22 protein-coding genes and 1 pseudogene are annotated in these 22,370 nt (G+C 32.2%); 4 read left to right on the forward strand and 19 right to left on the reverse strand.

Annotation, left to right across the window (positions count from 1 at the left end):
* The first annotated feature begins 121 nt into the window (after positions 1-121).
* Positions 122-3,613 (forward strand): AAA domain-containing protein, encoded by a 3,492-nt coding sequence (locus FPB0191_RS04580; RefSeq protein WP_039104370.1) that lies wholly within the window; start codon positions 122-124, stop codon positions 3,611-3,613.
* 306 nt (positions 3,614-3,919) lie between these two features.
* On the opposite strand, the gene FPB0191_RS04585 is transcribed toward FPB0191_RS04580, so the two are convergent.
* From FPB0191_RS04585 to FPB0191_RS11890, 6 genes are all read right to left on the reverse strand, one after another.
* A complete protein-coding gene (locus tag FPB0191_RS04585; protein WP_039104371.1) occupies positions 3,920-4,270 on the reverse strand; it encodes an immunity protein YezG family protein in 351 nt (116 codons plus the stop codon).
* A 2-nt stretch (positions 4,271-4,272) separates the two neighbouring features.
* Positions 4,273-4,449, reverse strand: a complete 177-nt coding sequence (locus tag FPB0191_RS12535) for a DNA/RNA non-specific endonuclease (protein WP_082018233.1) — start codon at positions 4,447-4,449, stop codon at positions 4,273-4,275.
* 286 nt (positions 4,450-4,735) lie between these two features.
* On the reverse strand, positions 4,736-5,092 hold the full coding sequence (locus FPB0191_RS04595; RefSeq protein WP_052236761.1) for a hypothetical protein: 357 nt from the start codon (positions 5,090-5,092) through the stop codon (positions 4,736-4,738).
* Between the two features lie 13 nt (positions 5,093-5,105).
* Positions 5,106-5,312: a DNA/RNA non-specific endonuclease gene (locus FPB0191_RS04600; RefSeq protein WP_336433180.1), complete on the reverse strand. Its 207-nt coding sequence runs from the start codon at positions 5,310-5,312 to the stop codon at positions 5,106-5,108.
* Positions 5,313-5,570: 258 nt separating this feature from the next.
* Entirely contained in the window at positions 5,571-5,918 is a 348-nt protein-coding gene (locus FPB0191_RS04605; protein ID WP_039104373.1) for a hypothetical protein, read from the reverse strand.
* Positions 5,918-7,600 carry a DNA/RNA non-specific endonuclease gene (locus FPB0191_RS11890; RefSeq protein ID WP_202965380.1) on the reverse strand — a complete coding sequence of 561 codons (1,683 nt, stop codon included), beginning with the start codon at positions 7,598-7,600 and terminating at the stop codon, positions 5,918-5,920. Before FPB0191_RS11890 ends, FPB0191_RS04605 begins: the two co-directional genes overlap by 1 nt.
* 1,004 nt (positions 7,601-8,604) lie before the next feature.
* Between FPB0191_RS11890 and FPB0191_RS04615 the strand changes: the two genes are divergently transcribed.
* On the forward strand, positions 8,605-10,128 hold the full coding sequence (locus FPB0191_RS04615) for a tannase/feruloyl esterase family alpha/beta hydrolase (protein ID WP_082018235.1): 1,524 nt from the start codon (positions 8,605-8,607) through the stop codon (positions 10,126-10,128).
* Between the two features lie 149 nt (positions 10,129-10,277).
* Here the strand turns inward: FPB0191_RS04615 and FPB0191_RS04620 are convergent, their stop codons facing one another.
* Positions 10,278-11,018: an SDR family NAD(P)-dependent oxidoreductase gene (locus FPB0191_RS04620; RefSeq protein WP_039104375.1), complete on the reverse strand. Its 741-nt coding sequence runs from the start codon at positions 11,016-11,018 to the stop codon at positions 10,278-10,280.
* 381 nt (positions 11,019-11,399) lie between these two features.
* The gene (locus FPB0191_RS04625; RefSeq protein WP_039104376.1) at positions 11,400-12,278 is read right to left on the reverse strand and encodes a hypothetical protein; all 879 of its coding nucleotides are present in this window, start codon (positions 12,276-12,278) and stop codon (positions 11,400-11,402) included.
* Positions 12,279-12,821: 543 nt separating this feature from the next.
* Between FPB0191_RS04625 and FPB0191_RS04630 the strand changes: the two genes are divergently transcribed.
* A complete protein-coding gene (locus tag FPB0191_RS04630) occupies positions 12,822-13,085 on the forward strand; it encodes a SemiSWEET family transporter (RefSeq protein WP_039104377.1) in 264 nt (87 codons plus the stop codon).
* 70 nt (positions 13,086-13,155) lie between these two features.
* Here the strand turns inward: FPB0191_RS04630 and ubiT are convergent, their stop codons facing one another.
* Entirely contained in the window at positions 13,156-13,647 is a 492-nt protein-coding gene (gene ubiT / locus FPB0191_RS04635; protein ID WP_039104378.1) for a ubiquinone anaerobic biosynthesis accessory factor UbiT, read from the reverse strand.
* A gap of 35 nt (positions 13,648-13,682) precedes the next feature.
* Positions 13,683-15,320, reverse strand: a complete 1,638-nt coding sequence (locus FPB0191_RS04640; protein ID WP_039104379.1) for a Na+/H+ antiporter — start codon at positions 15,318-15,320, stop codon at positions 13,683-13,685.
* Between the two features lie 318 nt (positions 15,321-15,638).
* Between FPB0191_RS04640 and recO the strand changes: the two genes are divergently transcribed.
* On the forward strand, positions 15,639-16,331 hold the full coding sequence (gene recO, locus FPB0191_RS04645; protein WP_039104380.1) for a DNA repair protein RecO: 693 nt from the start codon (positions 15,639-15,641) through the stop codon (positions 16,329-16,331).
* Positions 16,332-16,398: 67 nt separating this feature from the next.
* On the opposite strand, the gene FPB0191_RS04650 is transcribed toward recO, so the two are convergent.
* The 9 genes and pseudogenes from FPB0191_RS04650 to FPB0191_RS04680 form a co-directional block, all read right to left on the reverse strand.
* Entirely contained in the window at positions 16,399-17,157 is a 759-nt protein-coding gene (locus tag FPB0191_RS04650; protein WP_039106639.1) for an MlaA family lipoprotein, read from the reverse strand.
* 305 nt (positions 17,158-17,462) lie between these two features.
* Positions 17,463-17,588 (reverse strand): annotated as a pseudogene (locus FPB0191_RS12540) (prohibitin family protein); the annotation flags it as partial.
* Between the two features lie 271 nt (positions 17,589-17,859).
* Positions 17,860-18,000 carry a hypothetical protein gene (locus tag FPB0191_RS12115; RefSeq protein ID WP_162485151.1) on the reverse strand — a complete coding sequence of 47 codons (141 nt, stop codon included), beginning with the start codon at positions 17,998-18,000 and terminating at the stop codon, positions 17,860-17,862.
* 141 nt (positions 18,001-18,141) lie between these two features.
* The gene (locus FPB0191_RS04660; RefSeq protein ID WP_039104382.1) at positions 18,142-18,573 is read right to left on the reverse strand and encodes a hypothetical protein; all 432 of its coding nucleotides are present in this window, start codon (positions 18,571-18,573) and stop codon (positions 18,142-18,144) included.
* Complete coding sequence (locus tag FPB0191_RS04665; protein WP_039104383.1) at positions 18,536-19,453, reverse strand: DUF6731 family protein; 918 nt, start codon at positions 19,451-19,453, stop codon at positions 18,536-18,538. The genes FPB0191_RS04660 and FPB0191_RS04665 overlap by 38 nt, the downstream gene beginning before the upstream one ends.
* A 107-nt stretch (positions 19,454-19,560) precedes the next feature.
* On the reverse strand, positions 19,561-19,701 hold the full coding sequence (locus FPB0191_RS12545) for a DUF7014 domain-containing protein (protein ID WP_419185259.1): 141 nt from the start codon (positions 19,699-19,701) through the stop codon (positions 19,561-19,563).
* A 314-nt stretch (positions 19,702-20,015) separates the two neighbouring features.
* Positions 20,016-20,408: a YchJ family protein gene (locus FPB0191_RS04670; RefSeq protein WP_039104384.1), complete on the reverse strand. Its 393-nt coding sequence runs from the start codon at positions 20,406-20,408 to the stop codon at positions 20,016-20,018.
* A gap of 16 nt (positions 20,409-20,424) precedes the next feature.
* Entirely contained in the window at positions 20,425-21,330 is a 906-nt protein-coding gene (locus tag FPB0191_RS04675) for a LysO family transporter (protein WP_039104385.1), read from the reverse strand.
* A gap of 85 nt (positions 21,331-21,415) precedes the next feature.
* Complete coding sequence (locus FPB0191_RS04680; RefSeq protein WP_052236762.1) at positions 21,416-22,357, reverse strand: VirK/YbjX family protein; 942 nt, start codon at positions 22,355-22,357, stop codon at positions 21,416-21,418.
* Between the last annotated feature and the right edge of the window lie 13 nt (positions 22,358-22,370).

Consider the following 22,370-nt stretch of genomic DNA (forward strand, 5'->3'; position numbering starts at 1 on the left):
AATAACAGTAGCAAAATTTTTAAAATAATTATTATTCAATATATTACTACTAAAAAACACACGAAAATGGTAATATGGTATGGGAAATTCAAATATAATAAATTCGAGATAAGGAAATGAAATGGATAGAATGGCACAAGCTTTTGCAAGCTATTGGCGTAATTCTTTAGCTGATTCTAATTTCTCAATAGGAGGAATGAGCGAAAAAGATACTAAGGCTTTTACTATCTGTGGTGACCAGTTTATGCAATCTGGACATATCGATAAGACAAAGACCGATAAGCTATTTAAGGATGAACCGGTTGATTGTAATACAATAGAGATTATTATTAGACCAATTGTTTATCGAAAGCAAGTTAACCATACCATTTCCCATTCGCAAGATACTCCTGATTATGTTATTCCACTCGTAACAGATGCTTTACTTACTAGAAATGGAAGATGTTATCCAAAACAAAATGGGACACATATTTCACGCGATATACTTGAGCCCTTAGTTAAAGGTTCTTTTTCAATTGGTCTAGTTAATGAGCTAGATGACTATCTAACGATTAACACTTTATCAGGTATCAATTATACAAATAATAAAGAAGATAACGAATTAAGTGATAATGAGTATAACGATTATTGGTGTAAATATAGAGAAGATATTGAGTCACTTTTGAATCATGTTGCTAAAGAATGGCTGAAAGATACGCAATCATTCAAACGTATACATGATAGCTATATAATTAAAAAAAACGCGATCAAAGATATATTTAAAAACATATTACCTGTCTATGATAAATTACGGATCAGTTCTGAAAACATTCCCTTATTTGAAAATATTACTGCAAAATTACCAACGCCTAAAGAACCATGTTTATCTAGTAATAGTTTATTTTCAAAGCGACTTGCACATGCGAGTGAGCAATTTCCTTTAGCTACAGCACAGTGCGATGCATTAATCCATTTATTAAATGCAAAAAATGGTGAAACCCTTGCGGTTAATGGTCCTCCGGGAACTGGTAAAACAACGATGCTTCTGTCTGTCGTAGCATCTTTATGGGCAAAGCATGCACTTGAAAAAGATAATCCACCCGTCATTGTTGCTGCTTCTACTAATAATCAAGCGGTAACAAATATTTTAGATGCATTTGAGAAAGGATTTTCTAAAGGGGATGAACCTTTTGGTGGTAGATGGTTACCTAACGTAAAAAGTTTCGGAGCCTATTTTCCGTCTATAACTAAAGCTGAAAAAGCTGCAGAATCTTATCAAACTGAATCTTTTTATGAGACAGTTGAGAATCCTAAATATTTTAAAGAAGCTAAATCTTATTATATTAAAAAAGCCTCAGAAGCGTTTGAGGACATCGATATTGAATCAATCAAAGTTAGTGCTATTGTAGATAAGCTACATGATTCCATTAAAAATGAAGTTGAAAAATTAAATCAAATTGAAGAATCATGGAAAAGTTTGACTACTATCAAAGATAAAATTCAAAAACAATTTTGTGATGATCCCTATCAAGTGAGGAAAAATCAACAACAACAATTAGCACAACTCGAAGAGAATAAAAAAGAGTGGCAAAACCTTGAAAATAGCTGGCAACAATATCTTGTTGATGAAAGCCTATGGTATTCATTTTTTTCATTTCTCCCCTTTATTGCGCAAAAAAGATTATTAAAAGCAAATCTTTATCTTAAAAGTTTATGGCCGTTCGGCTCGCAACAACCTAAGTGGAAAATAATAGATGAAATCACCTTATTTATTAGTAACCAAATAAGTGCTATTGAGTCACTAATAAAAGAAAATCAAAGGGTGATCGAAAATTTAGAAAAATTAATCAATGAGTTAGAAAAATGTCAGGAAAATTGGTGTTTGGCTTTACAACATTTAGATATAAAAGAAAACACGAAAACAATTGATTTAGAACAAGCCGATAGTATAGCAGATACAAAAATCCGCTTTAAAATTTTTTTATTGACGACTCATTATTGGGAAGGACAATGGTTGTCAAAAATGGAAGAGTTATTACCAACTTTATTGCAATGGTTAAGGAAAACTGGAAAGTCAATTATCGAAGAACGTTGGTATCTAAGAATGATGTTAACACCCTGTGTAGTATCAACATTATATACATTGCCTAAGTATTTTAAATATGTAGGCGCAAATTATGTAAATGATTATTTATATAATTATGCAGATTTATTGATTGTTGATGAGGCAGGTCAAGTTTTACCTGAAGTGGCAGGGGCTTCATTTGCACTTAGCAAAAAAGCGCTCGTTATTGGCGATATCGCCCAAATTGAACCAATTTGGGCGATTCCGGCGAAAGTTGACATTGGTAATTTGCTGGAAGCTAAGGTTATTGACACTGATGACATTGAACAGGAATACAATAAATTGACTAATTTAGGGGTATCAGCTTCCTCTGGAAGTATTATGAAAATTGCACAGAATTCCTCTCGTTATCATTATGATCCTGATTTAGAGCCAGGAATGTACCTGTATGAACATCGCCGTTGTTACGATGAAATAATAACTTTCTGTAATGAATTAATTTATAAGGGTAAGCTTAAACCAAAACGAGGACGCAAATCTGAAGGCGGTTTATTCCCTGCTCTTGGTTATTTGCATATTGATGGTATTTGTCAGCAATCTGGTTCTTGCAGTCGTTTAAATGAATTAGAAGCAAAAGTTATTGCCAAATGGTTAGCTTCTTATAAATCTGAACTTGAAGAAAAATATAATAAACCATTACATGAGATTGTGGGTATCATTACGCCATTTAGTGGGCAAGCCAATGAAATAAAACAAGCAATACGTAAGCTAAAAGTGTGTAATGACCAAAAGTTAACGATTGGTACTGTTCATTCTCTACAAGGTGCAGAAAAAGAGTTAATAATTTTTTCCACAGTTTATTCTAAACATAATAATGGACATTTTATCGATAACCAGCCAAGTATTTTAAATGTGGCAGTATCTCGAGCAAAAGATAGCTTTTTAGTCTTTGGGGATATGGATATTTTAGATCCACACCTAAACACTCCAATGGGTACCTTGGCTAATTTTCTCATGGCATCGGAAACGAATAAACTTCATTTTAAATCAATAGAAAGGAAAGACTTAATTGAATCAAGCAGTACCAGTCTTCAAGTACTTCGCGATGCAAAAGAGCATGATGACTTTCTAATAGATACTATCAATACCGCTAAGAAAGAAATTATTATTGTTTCTCCATGGCTAACAGAGAATGCTATTGAAAGTAGCAAGATTTTACCACTTTTAGAAAGTGCGATTAAAAAAGGTATTACGGTAACTGTTTTCATAGATTCGGAGCTTAATGTCACCAATAGTGTGGACAATAAATTATTTGCATTAGAAGATTTGCTCAAAAATAAACAAATAGAAGTAAAATTTGTAAGAAAAATACATAGCAAATTAGTTATTAAAGATAATGATTTGTTATGTATTGGATCATTTAATTGGCTAAGTGCACAGCGAGAAGGTGAATTTGCTCGGCATGAAACTTCTCTAAGTTATCAAGGAGCAAGTAAAAAATTAAGTGACGAAATCGTTCTAATTAAAAACAGTCTACAAGAACGTTTGGAACATCAGGGTTTACATTAAGGTATAATGAGAGAACTTAAGTATAAATAGGTAAATTTCAAATTAGATTGAATTTAACGCTAAATCAGGAAAAAAATTAAGGTATTTGGAAAGTTCAAATCATTTCAGATTACTATAACTTAATCTTTTACTTTTTATTAACTATATGCCCTCAAATCTCTATAGATATTTGTTGCGCCAGCTCGCTCGTGCCACGAATGTTCAGTGATCAGCCTAGAGGCAAATAATAAGAATTTGGCATAAAATGGGATACTTATATTTGGATTTGCTATTATCTAATTAAGACTAACTGTTTAATGATTTAGTTTACTCATCATCATCAACATCAATAAATGGTTCATACTTAAATTCAAAATTGATTTTTGAATTTTTAATATCTATCTCAACGATACAACCCGTCCAGATTGGCTCGCCATTAGTAAGATTGTTATCAAGAAAATACTTTTTAAGTTCTAACATGGTGTAAAATATAACATCCGTAGCTCTGAGGTCAGGCTCAAATTCTTTTTTATTATTTTTATTATCAAAATAATTAAAAAAATAAGTGGCGACATCATTCTCTTCTACAATTTCTATACCCGTTACTATTTTTATTGCATCATCTGGACAACTCATAACTAATATTTGCCCGATTTTATTATAAAGATCATCTATCATATTTATTTACTCGCTTTGTTATAAAATTCTATATAAGAAAAGTCTTTATTATCAACATAATACGATACCCTAAACCTATTTGGTCTTAGATCTGTATCCTTATATATAGGCTCTATCTTAACTTCAACTGTTTTACCTTCTTTTAGGGATTTAACCCATCCATTTTCTAGCTTTTCCATAAGCTACGATTAAGATTTGAATTCATTGGCAGGAGGTTAATTTTTTCTTATGATCCATTTAGTTAAGATGCAATTAAGCCAAATTCTGATAAAACTTGCCATGCATTCTTCTACTTGTTCAATAATAAATATTTGCGCCAGTTCGCTATGGTCGCGAATGTTCGGCTATCAGCCTAGACGCAAATAATAAGAATTTGGCATACAGTAGGATGCTTATAGCACTTTATTTAAATTCATAAAATGTGCTTATATTTGGATTTGCTATTATTTAATGAAGCCTAACTGTTTAATCTTTAAGATCGTCATCATCAAAAAGAGGGATAAATCGTTCATACTTAAATTCAAAATCAATTTTAGTATTTTCAATATCAACAGTTATAATACAACCTCTCCACGCAGGTAAGCCATTATCAATATAATATTGTCTAAGCTCTCTTACCGTATCGATTAAAGGGCTTGTTATATCGGTATCCAATGTATACCAATTTAATTCATTATTTTGATTATAATAATCAAATATATAGATACAGTCCAACTCTGGGGTAAATTCTAATTGAGCAATTACTTTTTTTGCTCCATTAGGTGATGATTTAAAAAGTAATTGCCCTATTTCATTATTTAATTGATCGTCTGTTTTTGTCATTTTATCCACCTGCTTAGTTTAATATTTCTGTATGCCTAAATCGCCCATTATCAATAGAATATGATACATTAAACTTAGTTGGTCTTATATCTGTATCCTGATATACAGGCTTTATCTCAACTTTGACTGTTTTACCTTTTCGTAAGGCTTTAGCCCATTTATTTTCTAGCTTTTTCCATACCCCACGATTAAGATTTGAATTCATTGGCAGGAGGTTAATTTTTCCCTATGATCCATTTTGTTAAGATGCAATTAAGCCAAATTCTTGTAACACTTACTATTCATCCTTTGACTTGTTCAATAATAAATATTTGCGCCAGTTCACTATAATCGTGAATGTTCGGCTGTCAGCCTAGACGCAAATAATAAGAATTTGGCATACCGTAGAATCCTCATAGCACTTTATTTAAATTCATAAAATATGCTTATGTTTAGATTTGCTACTATCTAATTAAGCCTAACTATTTAATGATTAATATTACTCATCAAAAATAAATGGTTCATACTTAAATTCAATATTGATTTTACTTTTTTTAACATCCACCTCAACGATACAGCCAACCCAGATAGGTTCACCATTTGAAAGGTTGTTATCAAGATAATATTTCCTTAATTCAACTAATGTATCCAAAATATCAATTTCGGCAATGCCATCTGGATCATAGTCATGCTGTTCATTACGTTTATTTACATAATAAAATTTATATTTACATACATCTCCCTCTGCATTAGGTTCTGCATGCATTATAAGTTTTCTTGCTTTAGCAGGTGCAGAATTAATTAGGATACCTCCCAATTGATTCAAAATTTGATCTTCTTTAGTCATTAAATTCCTCCTGGAGAATTTTTAAAAGTAATTTTATTAAATTTGCCATTATCAAAAGAATACAGTACTCTAAAACCTCTAGGTCTAGTATCTGTTCCTCTATATAAAGGCTCAATTTTAACCTTAACAGTTTTTCCTTCTTGTAGTGCCTTAAACCAATTATTTTCCATTTGCTTCCATGCGCCACGATTAAGATTTGAATTCATTGGCAGGAGGTTAATTTTTTCGCCTGAGCCATTTAGTATTGAGGCGATTAAATGCCCGCCTTCGTCACCGTCTATCCCTTGTTTACCTGCTTTCAATTGTTGATAAGTGTTTCTGTCTAGTGTATCAAGTTTAAGCATCGCCTCAACTCTTACTACTCTTCCTAAATGGTCAGTATCATATATTTTATTACCGTCTACAATATACCTTGTGTTAGGTTCGGGATTATTAAGTAATTCATTCCAATTACCTTTGCTGCCTGATTCGGTTTCTATCGTTACAATTTTAAGTTTATAGTGAACTCTCGTCCTAACGTCCGATATCATCCATTTGATTCTTGAGTACTTTAAAGCTCGCAATGAATGGGCAAAGGGTTCAGCAAGCCCCCCTATCAATAACCCTTCTAAAACATTTTTTAATCGTCCTTCCGCTGCGCTATCATCTGGATCGGCTTGTAAATACTCTGTAACTGGGTTTTGTAATTCTTTGAATGATTGGACTAAATTAGAGAGTCGTTCCTCGTGAGGTGCAAAAACTGTAAAATCTGTGACTCCGCCGGCTATCGCGCCTTTACCTAGCTCACCCATTTTCGATATGGGTTTGATAAATTTTAACGTCCTAGATACAGGAATAAACCCAATTAGAAATTGGCTTACACCACGAGTAAGCGCGCCTGATATTGTTTCCGGCTCTGGAACTTCTCCCAATTGGATAGGATTTTGCGTTTCAATGTTAAAACCATACTCCATAATGAGGTTAGTTGGCAAGGTATCCCATGACAAATCAGACACTGACTGCGTAGCATCACGAATCCCCCCTAATATTTGTAATGGTATATCATAATACCAAGGGCGGTTCTCTTGCTGCTTATCGAACACTATATCCACATATTTGGCATTTATGGGTAAGCTAACATAAGCGTAACCGTTATTATCTAATGTCCCTTGCTTAAGCATCTTTTGACTGGCATTGTCAAAGATAGTAAACGGTTGATTAGCTAGATTATAAACTGTCAATTCTATGTAATTGTCTTGATCCTTACCGTAACGCATTTCCAGCTCATAAGCCTTTACTTCGTCAAGGGTTAATTTGCGGGGTGTTCGATTATTCTTTGAGTTTTTAACATCATTTGCTGGTTGCAACATGCCAGAATGGTATTCAATAGGCATCTCAAATAAAATTGCACGCTGTGATTCTATCGCTTCTTTTAGTCCGGCAGAGAATTTTTTATCATCTTTATTATAGGTATTACGACCATAATATAAACCAAGCGCTTCGAGAGTGGGATATAGGTTTTTACATTCATCTTGATGGTTAACGCAATATTCTACAATTTCATCCAATTTACTACTATAATTATAATAAACGGGTTTTAATTTACTGTATTCTATAATAGTGTTAGAACTTAAAGAGATAGAACTAAAGAGTGAGTCACTTTCTTTCTGTTTTTGATATTCTTGCCACTGCTTTGTAGTCATTAATAAATAATATTTCATTATATTTATAATTTTTATATTTTATATATTATTTCAATTATCTAAATTTACTATTTACAGTATGGATTAGCAATGATTAAATTGTTTATCTTTAAGTTCTTTTCAATAAAATAACTGACATTAAACTATTATAATCTGTTACCATTTATAGCCTTCTTTTTTCTTTGGAAGCCAAAACAAGTAATTCTGTTGCGCTATCCATTGCTTTTTTATCAATAAAAACAAAGGGCTCAAGATTGAGTAGAACTAAATAAACTATTACTTTGCCAAGTAAAAGTTATTTATCTGAGTATGTTTTTAAAAGTGAATCTCATGAAAACGGTTGTTAATACTTTTTTGTGCCTATATTGATCGTAGCGAAATCTTCATATCAGGGAAGAGGGACGTAAAAACTCGTGATAAAACACGCGAAATCCACCCATGCCTATGCTTACGCAAAAACGCAAATGAAATGTTTTTTGCTATCTTTCCAATAAAAATTATCTCCTACATAATAGATATTACTATTCAGATAGGTTTAATATCTCCTTATGATTAAAAAAATGATAACCAATTGATAATTAATAAATTGATTATTGGCATTGTTTATAATGTATAAATCATGTTATTTGCCAAAGCGTTTAGCTCATGTGCTACTAATTTACCTTCATCCTATGCGGTTTATTATTATGTTAGAAATCTGGGTAATCATGGGATACTATAAGATGCTCAAAGACGAGGAAAAGTGCTCCCTATGACCGCCGATAGGTTTCATGATTGATATATCGTAATTTATTGATATTAATTAAATTTGTTATTTTATATTAGGTCCTTTATTGATTTATTATTTTGATATAAGCCTTAATAAAATCAAATGTCACACATTTAAAACCGTTTGTGCTATGAAGTTATTTATTTTAATTACCTTGCCTTGTTTTCCTTCCTTATGGATACTAATATTAGCTATATATTTAAAATATAATCTCTATAAAAATTGAGGATAGGTAATGATGAAAAAAAATCTATTATTTTTAGCAATATTAAGTTGTATTTCAACGTCCGCTTGGGCTAATACAATAGATTCCGTTACGGAACGATGTTCTGATTTAAAAAAATTAAATTTCGAAAATGCCAAAGTCGTAAACAGTGAAGTTATTGCTGGTGATTTCACCCCGCCAACTAAATTAGCGGATACATTACGTGGCGCAAAATCTCAATTGATAACAAATCTTCCACAAATATGTCGAGTTGAATTAGCTATTGAACCTAAAATTAATGTTGAAATATGGTTACCTACAGATTGGAATCAACGTTTACAAGCCATTGGTGGTGGCGGGTTTGCGGGCTTTATACCTTTTGATAAATTGGCTGTTGCTGCAAAAAATGGTTATGTATCGGTAACAACTGATACTGGTCATCAAGGTAGCTTATTCAAGGGCGATTTTGCATTCAAAGATAATGAATTGCAAACAGACTTAATCACGGATTTTGCTTACCGTAGTGTTCATGAAATGACGGTTAAAACTAAACAAATAATCCAATCTTATTATGGTGAAGCAGCGAAATACTCTTATTGGAATGGTTGTTCAACGGGTGGACGACAAGGCCTCATGGAAGTACAAAGATTCCCAGCCGATTATGATGGCGTATATATTATTGCTCCAGCAATACAGTGGGATAAATTTGTTACATCATCATTATGGCCTCAAATTGTAATGCAGGAAGAGTTAGGAAAACCGATTGACACCGCAAAACTCAATCAAGTTCGTGAGGCGATTATTAAGTATGCCGATAAACAAGACGGTATAATTGATGGTGTTGTCAACGATCCAACGACTTTAAACATCAGTGATTCGTTTTTACAACAATTAGGGCTCAATGATGCCGAAATAATCTCTTTAAAGAAAATTTGGCAAGGTCCGACCAGTCAATCAGGACAGTTTTTGTGGTATAGCCTTGAACCTTCAGCAGATCTTACGCCAATAGCGGGTAAAGTACCTTTTACGGTACCTGAAGATTACTTAAGATACTGGATATATCAAAAACCAGATATGGATTGGAAGCAATTGGGTTATAAGGGATTCGATGACTTTTATAATGAATCCGTTGAGCTATATCGACCAATAATGGGAACAGATAATGCCGATTTAAGCCAGTTCAAAAAATTAGGTGGCAAGATGATTATTTGGCATGGTTGGGATGATCAATTAATTCCACCAAAAGGAACCATCCATTATTATAACAATGTACAAAAGATCATGGGCGGAAAAAGTCATACCGATGAATTCATGAAGCTATATATGGCACCAGGGGTTGGTCATTGTAATGGCGGTGATGGTGCAGATACAATTAATGGTTTTGAATCGCTTGTCAATTGGGTAGAGAAACAGCAGTCCCCAACAACGCTTACTGCACAAAAAATTCAAAACGGTAAAGTAACCATGAAACGCCCACTATGTCAGTATCCACTAAAAGCGGTTTATAAAGGCGAGGGTGATGTAAATAACCTTACTAATTTTGAATGTAAATAAATATCTAGCATCCTATAAAAGCCTGAATTTAGAGTACAATTCAGGCTTTTATATTAAAAATATAATTTGTTTATTTTTAAGTTGTCTGTTAAATAAAACTTCTATTTTTTATTGCTTCAATACTGCCAATGCCTTGAATGAGCAACAAATTACCATTTACCAGCAGTAGAACCACCATCAACAACCATGACCGTACCTGTAACAAATTGAGAGTCGGTTAAATACAATACAGCATCAACAATGTCTGTAACCTGACCAATATTATTAGAGGGACAAAGGCTCTTAAGCATAGATAGGCTCTGATGGTCTTGAGTATGCATTGGGGTTTGAATTATACCAGGAGCAATTCCATTAACTCTGATATTATCGTTTGCTAATTCTAAGGCTAATCCTTTAATCGCACTGTTGATAGCGCCTTTTGTCATAATAGGTAGCAACGCTGGAACGGCTAAATTGGGTTGTAATGCTATTGCAGCAGTGATATTAACTATGTGACCACCTTTATTTGGTTTCATATACTCCACAGCCAATTGGGTAGGATAGAAAAATCCTTTTAAATTAGTATTTATAATATTATCAAGATCTTCTGCAGTATATTGGCTAATTGGTTTAGAAATAAATATACCTGCATTATTGACCAATATATCAATTTTTCCAAAATGTTTTTGTGCTAAAGTAAAAAGTGACTTTGCTGTCTCTGGTAGAGATATATCACCCGCTACAAGCAAGAGATTAGTAGGTTGTCCTAACTGCTTAGCAGCTTCATCTAGTCGTCCTTTATCTCGCCCGTTTGCAACAACATTATAACCCTGATCAAGGTATGCTTTAGTGATAGCAAAACCGATGCCACTTGAAGCACCGGTTACGATTACGGTTTTTGTTTTGTCCATGATGACTCTTACTAATTATTTTTAATGAAATCCGTAGTCATAGTATAAAACATTTTAAATAATTTGAAATTAATCACAGTTATTGCAACTGATACCTTTGTTTAACAAAAAGTCAGGCAAATGACTGATAGGTTAGTTTTGGACTAGAAGTATCAAATAAAATGACTAAGTAAAAGTTTGTTCGTGTTTGGATAACACGATTGTTTAAGTTTACTTACTTCTTAAATAATATCTATCATTAAATATAAATATTTTTCAATTAATTAGAGAATATTAACTTATTTCAATATACTTATTCTCACTATATTGCGTTTTCGCATTATATATAAAACCATAAGTCGAAAACTTATGGTTTTATAAACAAACTAAATTAAACGAAAATTATTTATTTTCAGTCGATTTTAGTGTGTCGTAAGTTTGTTTCTTTTGACTAGGAGTTAATTCGTTAGCTTTTTCCTGATCAGAATAGTAGGATTTTTGAGCATTTTCTTTAATCGCATGACTAGGAGTTAATTCGTTAGCTTTTTCTTGATCAGAATAATAGGATTTTTGTGTATTTTCTTTAATCGCATCATTAGGAATGAATTGGTTAGTTTTTTCCTGGTCAGAATAGTAGGATTTTTGTGTATTTTCTTTAATCGCATCATTAGGCGTGAATTGATTAGCTTTTTCTTGAGCAGAATGGTAAGAATTTTGAGCTTTTTCTTTAATCGCATCATATTTTTCTCGTGCTTGCTCTTTTGCCTCGTTATAAGCTTGATTTAACTTATCTTTATAAACCTGATTAACATGTGAAGAAGCATCATTATTAATGGTTTTATTTGTTATGTTAGTCTCAACTTTTTTTACATCTTGAACGGGTTGTTGAACAGGCTGTTTAACTGGTGTTGGTTCAACAATTTTATTAGCATTATTTTGCTGTACTGCTGGTGTTTGGGGTTGGCTAGATGATGGTTGATTTAACGGTTGGATTAATGGTTGCTGTTGAGCCGGTTTATTAATATTGTTGTTAGTATCCGGTTTGATTGATTTATTAGCATCATTGTTATTCATTTTATCTTTGCTGGAATCGATCATTTGATTAATCTTATCTTTCGCCGCTTCGTATGTATCTGAACCTGCTTGTTTAACGTTATCGTAAGCTTGTTTAGTATTCTCTTTAGCTTTATCTATGGTTTGATCTATTTTGGATGACTTATCGTGGTTATCACAAGCAATGATCGCAAAAGCTGAAATAAGTAAAATAATAAATTTTTTCATGACGATATAACTCCAGTTTATTGTCTTAAAACTTAGGATCAATTTTTAAAATCGATCCAAATAGCCTAATAGCTATCTTAATGGTAACACTTTGTTTTTCCTAAAAAAAGTGTGAAATAGCAAACTAATTAATAATTTTACCTATTGTTTTAATTAGTTAACTGTAGGAAAAATAACAATTTTTTATTATTATCTATGTTAAAGTGATAAGACTACATATGGAAGCCTAATAATTTCTGTTTCTTATTATGGTTTTAATTTATTTACCATGGATTTACTTTATCTAATTTAAGGTTATGGTTATTTCAATTATGAGTTTTTAAGTTGAAAGTAATAAGATGGGTGAAAAAAGTATTTAGTTTTTATCTATTTATTATGATGTAGATTTAATAATTTATTGATTAATTAAATTATTATTTTATCAATTACTATTTTGTCGTTAATTTGTAAAAGATATTTATTTTATAACGCTATTAATCTTGTTAAATAATCATTTTAATCTTTAGCTAATTAAGGCTTTATCTTTAGTTTAAGGAGAATAACATGAAAATATCAAATCAATATTTTAAGTATTTAGGTTGGATCGCAACTGTCACGGCTTTTTTCATGTATGTTTCCTATATTCCACAAATTATAGATAATCTTCATGGTATAAAAACGAATCCAACACAGCCATTAGCTGCGGCAATTAACTGCTTTTTATGGGTTTGTTACGGTATGTTAAAAGAAAATAAGGACTGGCCAATTTCAATTGCAAATGCACCTGGTGTTATTTTTGGTTTTTTAGCTTTTATCACTGCGCTTTAGTTATCTATAAAAAAACTGAATTAATTATGAAATTAATTCAGTCTTAGTATTTGTTGTTTTTTAAGAAAATCTAAATTACATGGCTTTCACTTGATTCAATAAATTGTGCCAATTTTTCTAATCCAAGGCGTACTATTTTAGGCATAGAATCAAGATCAATTGAATCCATAAGGTTTTTAACGCATAGCCCTAATTCAGTATCTCCTTCAACTATCAATCTACGTTGAAAGAATAGCGTGTCTGGATCTTGTTTACGAGTTGCGATAAGAATTAAATCATTCATATTACCGCTAAAACTAACATCAGGGATTTCAGCACAACTTACAATTAATTTATTATTCACATTACTGATAAACCAAACTAATTGTAAATCCCTTACTTCAATTTTAAGCCAGCGATCTTCAAGGAAATCAAGATCGCCTTCTTCAAGTGATTGTTCAAATTGAGCTTGCAATAGCTGCTCGATTATTTTACGTTTAAATGAAAATGGCACCAATTGCAATGGTTTACTTATTAATATCGGTGCATTTTCAACAGCTAATGAATGTAATTTACTTAACATACCATCTCTTCAATTTAAATAATCTAAGATAAAATTTATTTATTTTCGCCTGTCAGCATGGCTTCATAAATATCCAAACCTGTACCTAATCGTTCGAATGTTTCTTCAGAAATTTCGTTACGAATCTTTAATTGATAAAGCGCAGCACGCTCACTACCAATTGCAACTAAACGCATACGTCGTTCAAGATTTTCTGCTTCAAGAGCTTTTTGTTCAAGGTCTTTAAGTCCAGTTCGTCTACGCAGAGATCCGATAACACGAGATCCCACTTCATGAACTATTTCACTATCAATACCATCGGTAACATCAGCTAAAATGCTATTTTGCATTTTTTCAAGACTACCAATTGCCTCTTCTGCCATAAAGCCTTTAGCATATAAGACCTCATTATCAACTTGGCTATTGTTCAATAGAACTTTTCCGCCTAGTAAAATTGGTAATACAAATACGGCAACAACCAATGATACTAAAATAACACCAGTTGCAATAAATATCAGTTCATATCGACCGGTAATTTCAACAGGAATGGATAGAACACCGGCTAAGGTAATAGCTCCTCGAACTCCAGCAAAAGTCGAGATCCATAAATCACGAATTGAATAATTCTTGAATTCAAGCGGTTTTTTGAGAATTACAGGGAGTACAGGTAATCTTTTCATTGCATATAGCCATAGGAAACGAGTCCCCATAAGCGCCATATAAACAAAAATTACAATAAAACATAACTGCCAAATTTCGATTGTTGAACCATCTAAATTAGTAACGGCATAAGTATCAGATATGATTTTTGGTAATTGGAGACCTAAAAGAATAAAAACAAAGCCATTGAATACAAATGTTAACATCGACCAAGTACTTTCTGATTGTAATCGAATGTTAAGAGGAGCATTACGCATTATGCCAGATTGTTTTACAGTCATACCGGCACTAACCGCTGCTAAGATACCAGAAAAACCGATATGTTCAGCAATCAAATATACAGCAAAAGGTAATAGGAATAAAAGTACTATTTGAATAGCTGGATCATTGTTAGTAAGTAAATTAACTTTACGTAACAATTTGGTATAAATCCAAGTTACTAAAACGCCGATAGCAAGACCGCCTATCGCGACGAAAAAAAAGGATGCCGAGATTTCAAATAGATTAAACTCCATTTGGCCTATAGCAATCAGGATGGCAAACTTTAAGCTTACCAGACCAGAAGCATCATTCATCAGTGCTTCCCCTTCAATTATTTCCATTTTGCTTTTTTCGATACGTCCTTGACCAACGATACCGCCTAATGCCACCGCATCAGTAGGTGATAAAACAGCAGCAAGCGCTAATGCTGCGGCTAAGGATAGACCAGGAACTGGTAAGATCCAATAGAGCAGATAACCTAACGCAATAACAGTAATCACAACTAAAACTAGAGCTAGTCCTACTATTTCTCTTACATTATGTATGAAATCTTTTAATACAGTTTTACGACCATCAGCAAAAAGAAGCGGTGGGATAAATAAAACTAAAAAGAGTTCGGGATCAAATTCGACATAAAAATGAAAGGCAGCAAGAATGCAACCTAAAGCAATTTGCATTAGAGGCAAAGGGATCTGAAATGGTAGAAGTTTAACAACAATTCCAGATAACGACACTAACAAAATAAGAATGAGAATAGTAGAAAATAGATCCATGATATCTTTATACATTATACGTTATTATTAAGGATGAGCTATTATATCGTAAAAGTTAATAAAATTCAGTGTATAAATTATAAAAAATTCATTTTTTCTTAATTTTATTTCAACTAAACTAATTTAGTTTGTTTTTATCTATAAAAAAGAGTCAATAAATAACCTATTTAATTATATTGTTAATTTTATTGAAGAAAAATATTCAATTAAAGGTTTCATGTTTAATAAGTTTGAGAATAATAGAGATAGAAGTTGTGATTTAGACTTAAAGTATTTTAATTATATAATAACGGATATTATTTAATTTGATTTAGTTATATGAAAGATTGGCATAAGGCTTTTATTTTACATTCTCGCTCCTATAGCGAAAGTAGTTTATTGGTAGATTTATTTGTTGAATCTATGGGGCGTGTGACCTGTGTATCAAAAGGTGCTCGTCGTAAACGTTCCGTTTTAAAAGGATATTTACAGCCATTTACGCCATTGATAGTTCAATTCACTGGGACCGGTAATGTAAAAACCCTTTCACGAAGTGAAGCTATTTCATTAGCATTGCCGTTATCTGGTTCTGCTTTATACAGTGCTTTTTATCTTAATGAACTCATTCATCGCGTAATTGTGTCAGAATCCGATACTTCACCATTATTTCAAGCTTATCTAGAGGCTTTACAACAATTGGCACAACTTATTGAACCCGAAAAAGTACTTAGACGATTCGAATTGAGCTTGTTGGAGTTTCTTGGGTATCATATTGATTTTGAACATTGCTGCGCGACAGGGGAGGAAATCGTTGAAACAATGAATTATCAATACTTGCCAGAAAATGGATTTATTGGCAGCCTAATGCAAAATAGTACTAGTTTTTCAGGTAAACATCTTAAAGCATTTGCATTACGTTCATTTGATAATGATGATACTTTAAAAGCGGCCAAACGATTCACGCGGATGGCTTTAAAACCGTATGTTGGTTCCAAGCCTTTTAAAAGTCGAGAGTTATTTTTAAAGTTATAAAAAAGTACACTTCTCTGATAAAGTGTACTTTCTCATTAATTAAAATTAGCAAATTTCAAGTAACAATTTATTCTCTATCAATGTCATCAAGAGAATCACCTAATAGCTGTTCCCGTTGTTGTTGTCTTTTCTCATCAATTTTACCACCAGACGATAAGAAATCATTACGTTGAAAATAAGCATTACGCATAAAATTATAAGGGTCGTTTGTATTATTTAAAAGATCTTCATATTGTATAGCTTGTGCGCGTGCTTCAATTCCATCTAAAATATAACGCGTCACCGACATTTCTAGAGTTAATGAACTCAATGGTGGATATAAATAATCAACCATATTACCTACATCTTGTCTTAATGTCGCTTGTCCATAAAAAGGTAATACAACATAAGGACCATAAGGTAAATCATAATGGCCGAGTACCGTGCCGAAAGATTGTTTATTACCTTTAGCTAATTGAGGATCTGCCATACTAGCAACGTCTAACAATCCACCAAATCCAAAAACAGTATTAAGCATAAAACGTGCCAAATGTTTACCTACTCCAGGAACATCTCCTTTTAATAAGCTATTTACTGATGAAGCAGGTTCGCTTAAATTGCTTGAAACACCACTTATACCACTTCTAATCGGAGAGGGCACATAGTCTTTCCAAGCTACGGCTACAGGTCGTAATAGGTAGGGGTCTAGAACATAATAATTGAAATCAAACATTGTGCTATTAAACCCCGACATGGGATCAGAATAGTCGTTGGTTTCTGCGTTATAGGTTGCACAGCCATTCATAACAAAAGCAACTAATATTAAACTTAATATCTTTTTTTTCATTTTATCCACTTATTTTCCTAAAAGCGTATAATAAATCAAATTATCAATAATATTTAATCTTGCATTTAAATATATTGATAAAATAATTCTAATTCAATTAATAATCAACAAATTAATAAAATCTAATTATTTTATTATATAAATTAGTTTTAACTATTTGATTTTTTTTAAAAGTAAATAATATATCAAACGCTCTTATAAGAACATGATGAGAATATAGCAACATAGATGATTTGTTTAAATAAGGTATTAAAAGAGCAATCATAAAGATATTATTGTTGAGCAAAACCGCCGAAGCGGTTTCTTTATTTTTTAGCATCAACAAAAGGTAAAGTTGAATTTGGTAACATTGTTTGAGGTAATCGACCATCCCATCTTTCAGCCTTAGTTAATTCAATTAATGCTGAATTTGCCTTTAAAGCTTCTGTTTTTGCAATAATAGTTTTAGTTTCATTTTTTTAAGTTAAGGACTAGTCTTTGCTTGAACCAGTAATGCAGATGCCTTATCGCCAACACCTTGCAAACTCTTCAATCATAACGCGAGATACGGTTTCGATTTCATCTAATGATTGTATCATATCTTTAAAGACATTGAAATAAGGATGCAAGCTAGAACGGCTTGGATTATCCGTACTTGGAAAATTATCTCATGAATTTGCAATCATTTTATCGAGCGTTAGGCGATCATCATGCAGTAATTTTTTATGTATAACTGCTTACATCTGGATCTAATTTGGTTATATAGGCGGTAAGTTCTTGTATTTTAAAGTCGGATTTATAAGGTGTATTATCGGCAAGTGTTTCAGGGTAAGCGCCTGAGATCCATCTAGCGGTAGTTGGCATAAACTGGACAAGATCTTTAATACCTGCTGATAACCACGTATCTGTTTGCTATTGCGATTCCTGCTAAATTTGCACTGCAAAAGTGGACAAAGGATGTTTTAATTCCCTAAATGACATAAGTCAATCGATTAGTTCCCAAATTTATAAAAGAGATATTATCGTAGCAAAACGACGACCAGCTTCAATCAAATATAAAAGACTCAAAGTAGAAAAGGATATAACTACTGTAAAAACACAACAGAATATAGAACCATATATAAATAAACTGACAATTGAAAATAAGACAACAGCTAAAAATAATATACAGGTTAAAAAGGTATCATCAATCAGTCTTTTAAAATGGCCTGTTTTTTTCATATTAGATACAATTTTTTTATCCATTACTGATGTTATAAGAGCTATAGATGTAATTAAAAAGCCCAACATCGACCCTGCAAGACTTATTAATATACTCGCAATATTTTTTAGCTCTTCAATGTTAATATTCCTACCTAACCACCAGAATAAAAACGCTATACCTATACTCAAGGCTACCCTAGGTAAGAGTATTTTCCAACGTACCAAAATAATCATCTAATTCCTTTTGTTTTTCCTGTTTAGCATCATCAATTAGTTTGAACATTGTAACACTTGGGGGAAATATTGCATTTGTTTCTATAGATTGAAATGATATTACCCGATCTGCAATTAAATCAATGGTATATTCAACTCCATCTTCAAATACAACTGCTTTAGATGTCGTTGCCCCTGCTCCAGCAAAATAAACTAAGCTAGTTTTAATACGACTTAATAAAGTACTAGCACTATCCTCCAATCTTGAGTTAATTCCTATTTCAAAATGAAGCGAGTCACCATTAATACCATTCATTAATGCTAATGCTTGTCGACTGAAATCATCATCAGGATAAAAATCTGCGGACTTAGGTCTTGCAATTGAAACAACAACCTTTTTCATGGTCAATTTATTTTTCATTAAGCGTTGAGCTGCATTAGCTTGAATGATCATAGATAAATAAACATTTACCTTTGATATTTTCTTTAAAATGTTGGCAAATTGTTTTGGTGAAGATGCATGAGGATTATTATGCCATGCAAGTAAATTATTTTTTGGATAATAAACAAAAAAGTTTTTTTCAACAATGCCTTCATCAGGCTCAAGAATTATCGGTTGAGAATCTCGACCTGCCGCACCTTTTTCAGGGATATCTCTATTTCTAAATTTACGGAAAACCCCTGTAAAAGAGCCTCTATATTTTCCAGTGGTTCTTTTTTTTAACTCCCAAATATCTCGGGTAAAGCTTCTTTCAATTTTAGTTGAATCAATTTTATTATCAATAATTGAATTAAAAATATCTGATATAGATGTAATTTCGTCTGTTGGACTGACAGTTAATTGAAAAAACTCAATTTTATATTCTTTTTGTTCTACTGCTTTTCCTCGTATCGACGACATACTTAATTCCTATTCACTCGGTTAATCTAATATAAAGGAAATTATACCCAAAACAACTTTTACACTAAACCATTTATTTTCATATATTGTAAATTTGTTACAAAATCTTAATCATGTAAATTTTTTTCATACTTAACTGAAAACAAAATATTTGAAGCGGTGAGGTGTAATATATAACTTGCCAAGCCTTTAGAAATGTTCATAATATCCGAACCTTGAACGTGGGTTGCATCTTTGTTCGTTAATATTGCTGTTGAGTCTAAAACTCACGTAATTCAGTAAAAAGATTTTGCATATAGAGAGGATGTAGACTTGGTAACAGCCGGTGTATATTGTTTATATCGATAAAATTCATGAACCTTTAAAAACACCTAATACACAGACTATTAGAGTATTGCTTGTTCCATAAAAAAACTAAAATCGGTTTTAATATTTTTTATGATTTATTGAATTTAAAACAAAAGTCAATTATTGACGTTATGATCAATGTTTGAGTTTAGATGCGAAGTTTTAAAATATCTAGCATTACATTTAAAGATAGGGCTAGTTAGCCCTTTACATTTTATTCAATTATGCCATCAACATAAAACCAGTGATCACCTTGTTTAATGAATCGGCTTATTTCATGCATTTTTTGTGCTTTACCGCTCGTATTTCGAAAACGTGCTGTAAATTCAACAAACGCTTCATTCTGTTCTTGGCTATCCCAACTTTTATGAATGGTTAGATCTATCCATTTAGCTTCACTAATCTCTTCTGCTAATTTTCGCGGTAATGTTTTAGGATGCCACGTTTTTATTAGATATTCTACGTTGCGTAATGCGTAAGCACTATAACGAGAGCGCATTAGTTTTTCAGCAGTGGGTGCATTTTTTTGCCATAAATGATAAGGCTGACAGCATTCTGTATATTTTTGTTGTGAACAACATGGGCACAAATCAATATTTTTTTTCATAACAGTTTAAAAAATCCTAGAAATAATAGTTAAGCATAGTCATTAGCACAGGCATAATCAGAGTAAATAAAAATCCTTGCACAATTGCAGGTGGTACCATCATAATTCCGCCACTTTTTTGCAGTATTGGTAAAGTAAAATCCATTGAAGTCGCGCCACAGACACCCAATGCTGTTAGTTTAAAGCGTTTAATTAGACTTGGGATTAATATAATGGCACATAATTCACGTAAAATATCATTCAAGAAGGTAATACTTCCAATTACAGCCCCCTTAGCATCGGTCATTAAGATACCCGATAAAGAATACCAACCAAACCCTGATGACATCGCTAATGCAGTGTTAGTAGGTAATTCCAAAATATAAGAAGCAAGCCATCCTCCGAGTAGCGTGGTTACTGTGACAATAATCGTAGTTGTTATTCCCACTTTATTGACAATAATTTGTTTAATACTAATATTATTACTTCGTAGTTGAATTCCTACTAACAATAATAATATGACTAAAATGATTTCACTGAAGAGTTGATTATATTGCCATATTGGTAATGATAATCGTCCGGCTATGAACCCTAAAATTAGTGCTAAAAACACCCTTAAAGATTCTAGAATCATTTTAAAGCGTGACGGTAGGGGCTCATTATTGGCTTGGTTGCGCCACGGAAAGAAATAGTCCAGAACCATAAGAAAAATAAGGTTAAACCCGAAGCTACAAGCAAATAAAATGCCAGTTGATAAAAATATATTTTGTAAATTGTTTATTAGGTCTTCTAATTGTGCTAGTTCGCTCCCCATTAGGAATAAAATCAGATATACCATAATGCTTAAACATTGATTAATTTTATTCATTAAACGTGTATTATTAACTTTTAATAAATAACCAATGAAAAGCGGAGTTATCCCAATTAAAATACCAAACCACATACTATAATCCTTCTATCAACCAAACTTTTTAGGTTTCTAAATATTTTATATATTTAGATTAACAATAATGCTACCAATCTATCACCTAATTCAAACAGGATAATTGCTTTAAAATAGATAGATTTAACTCATCAAGTAAACTATAGCGACTACGATACATGGAACGTTTTTTGCTCGCAACTTCTTCTATGTTTTTTCTAGATATTTTCGCAGGTAAAATAAATAATCCTTGCTGGTTTGGTTGTCCATCAATTGTCTGCCAAAATTCGTCGTAGTCAGCATGGACACGATTGAAACGTTTTTTATAACGCCAGTTATTGTAAACATGAGATTTTTTGCCAACAGCTAAAATTTGCTCAAGATTAAAAAATTCAGCAATTGATAAAGCTGCATCTATAATTAGTCGTTTAGGAAAAATTCCATAACAATTTTTAGTGGCTTGTTGGATTGCGATCTTGGCATCATCACGATCAGGACCTTGTAAACCAGAAATAAAAAGCGTTGACTTTTGTTCATATTGTATAATAGTGAATGTCAAAGTTGCTAAATCGACATTATTTTCATCAAAAATAAATATAGTAAGTTCACCTTCTCGAGCATATTTATTTTTGGCTTGGATCATAACTCGAATGTTATGTTCATTTTTTACGGTTAAATCAGCTAATAAGTAAGGTTTATTATTATAAAATGCTTGTGTAAAAGTATCTTTCAATGAAGAAAGAAAATCATAATGGTAAACTAATGCATGATAGCGTGAGACTTGATTCATACATGAAGTTAAATAAGGGCGAAGTAGCTTACAAGGTAAATTAGATTGCCGAAATAAAAAATAACCCATTAAGCGGTAATTTGCGAGATGTTTTAGCCAACGGAATGTGATTGGACTAGCAAACACGGCACGTAAGGCAAATTTGAGGCGAAATACCTTACTCTCCCAAAGTGAGTTTGGTTTAAGTTTACCTTCAAATAACCATTTAAATAATAGCATCGCATTTTTGGGGGCAATAATTTTACGTATATCGTTCATAGGCTCGTTTTAA

Origin of the sequence: Frischella perrara (assembly GCF_000807275.1) — a bacterium.
Classification (GTDB): domain Bacteria; phylum Pseudomonadota; class Gammaproteobacteria; order Enterobacterales; family Orbaceae; genus Frischella; species Frischella perrara.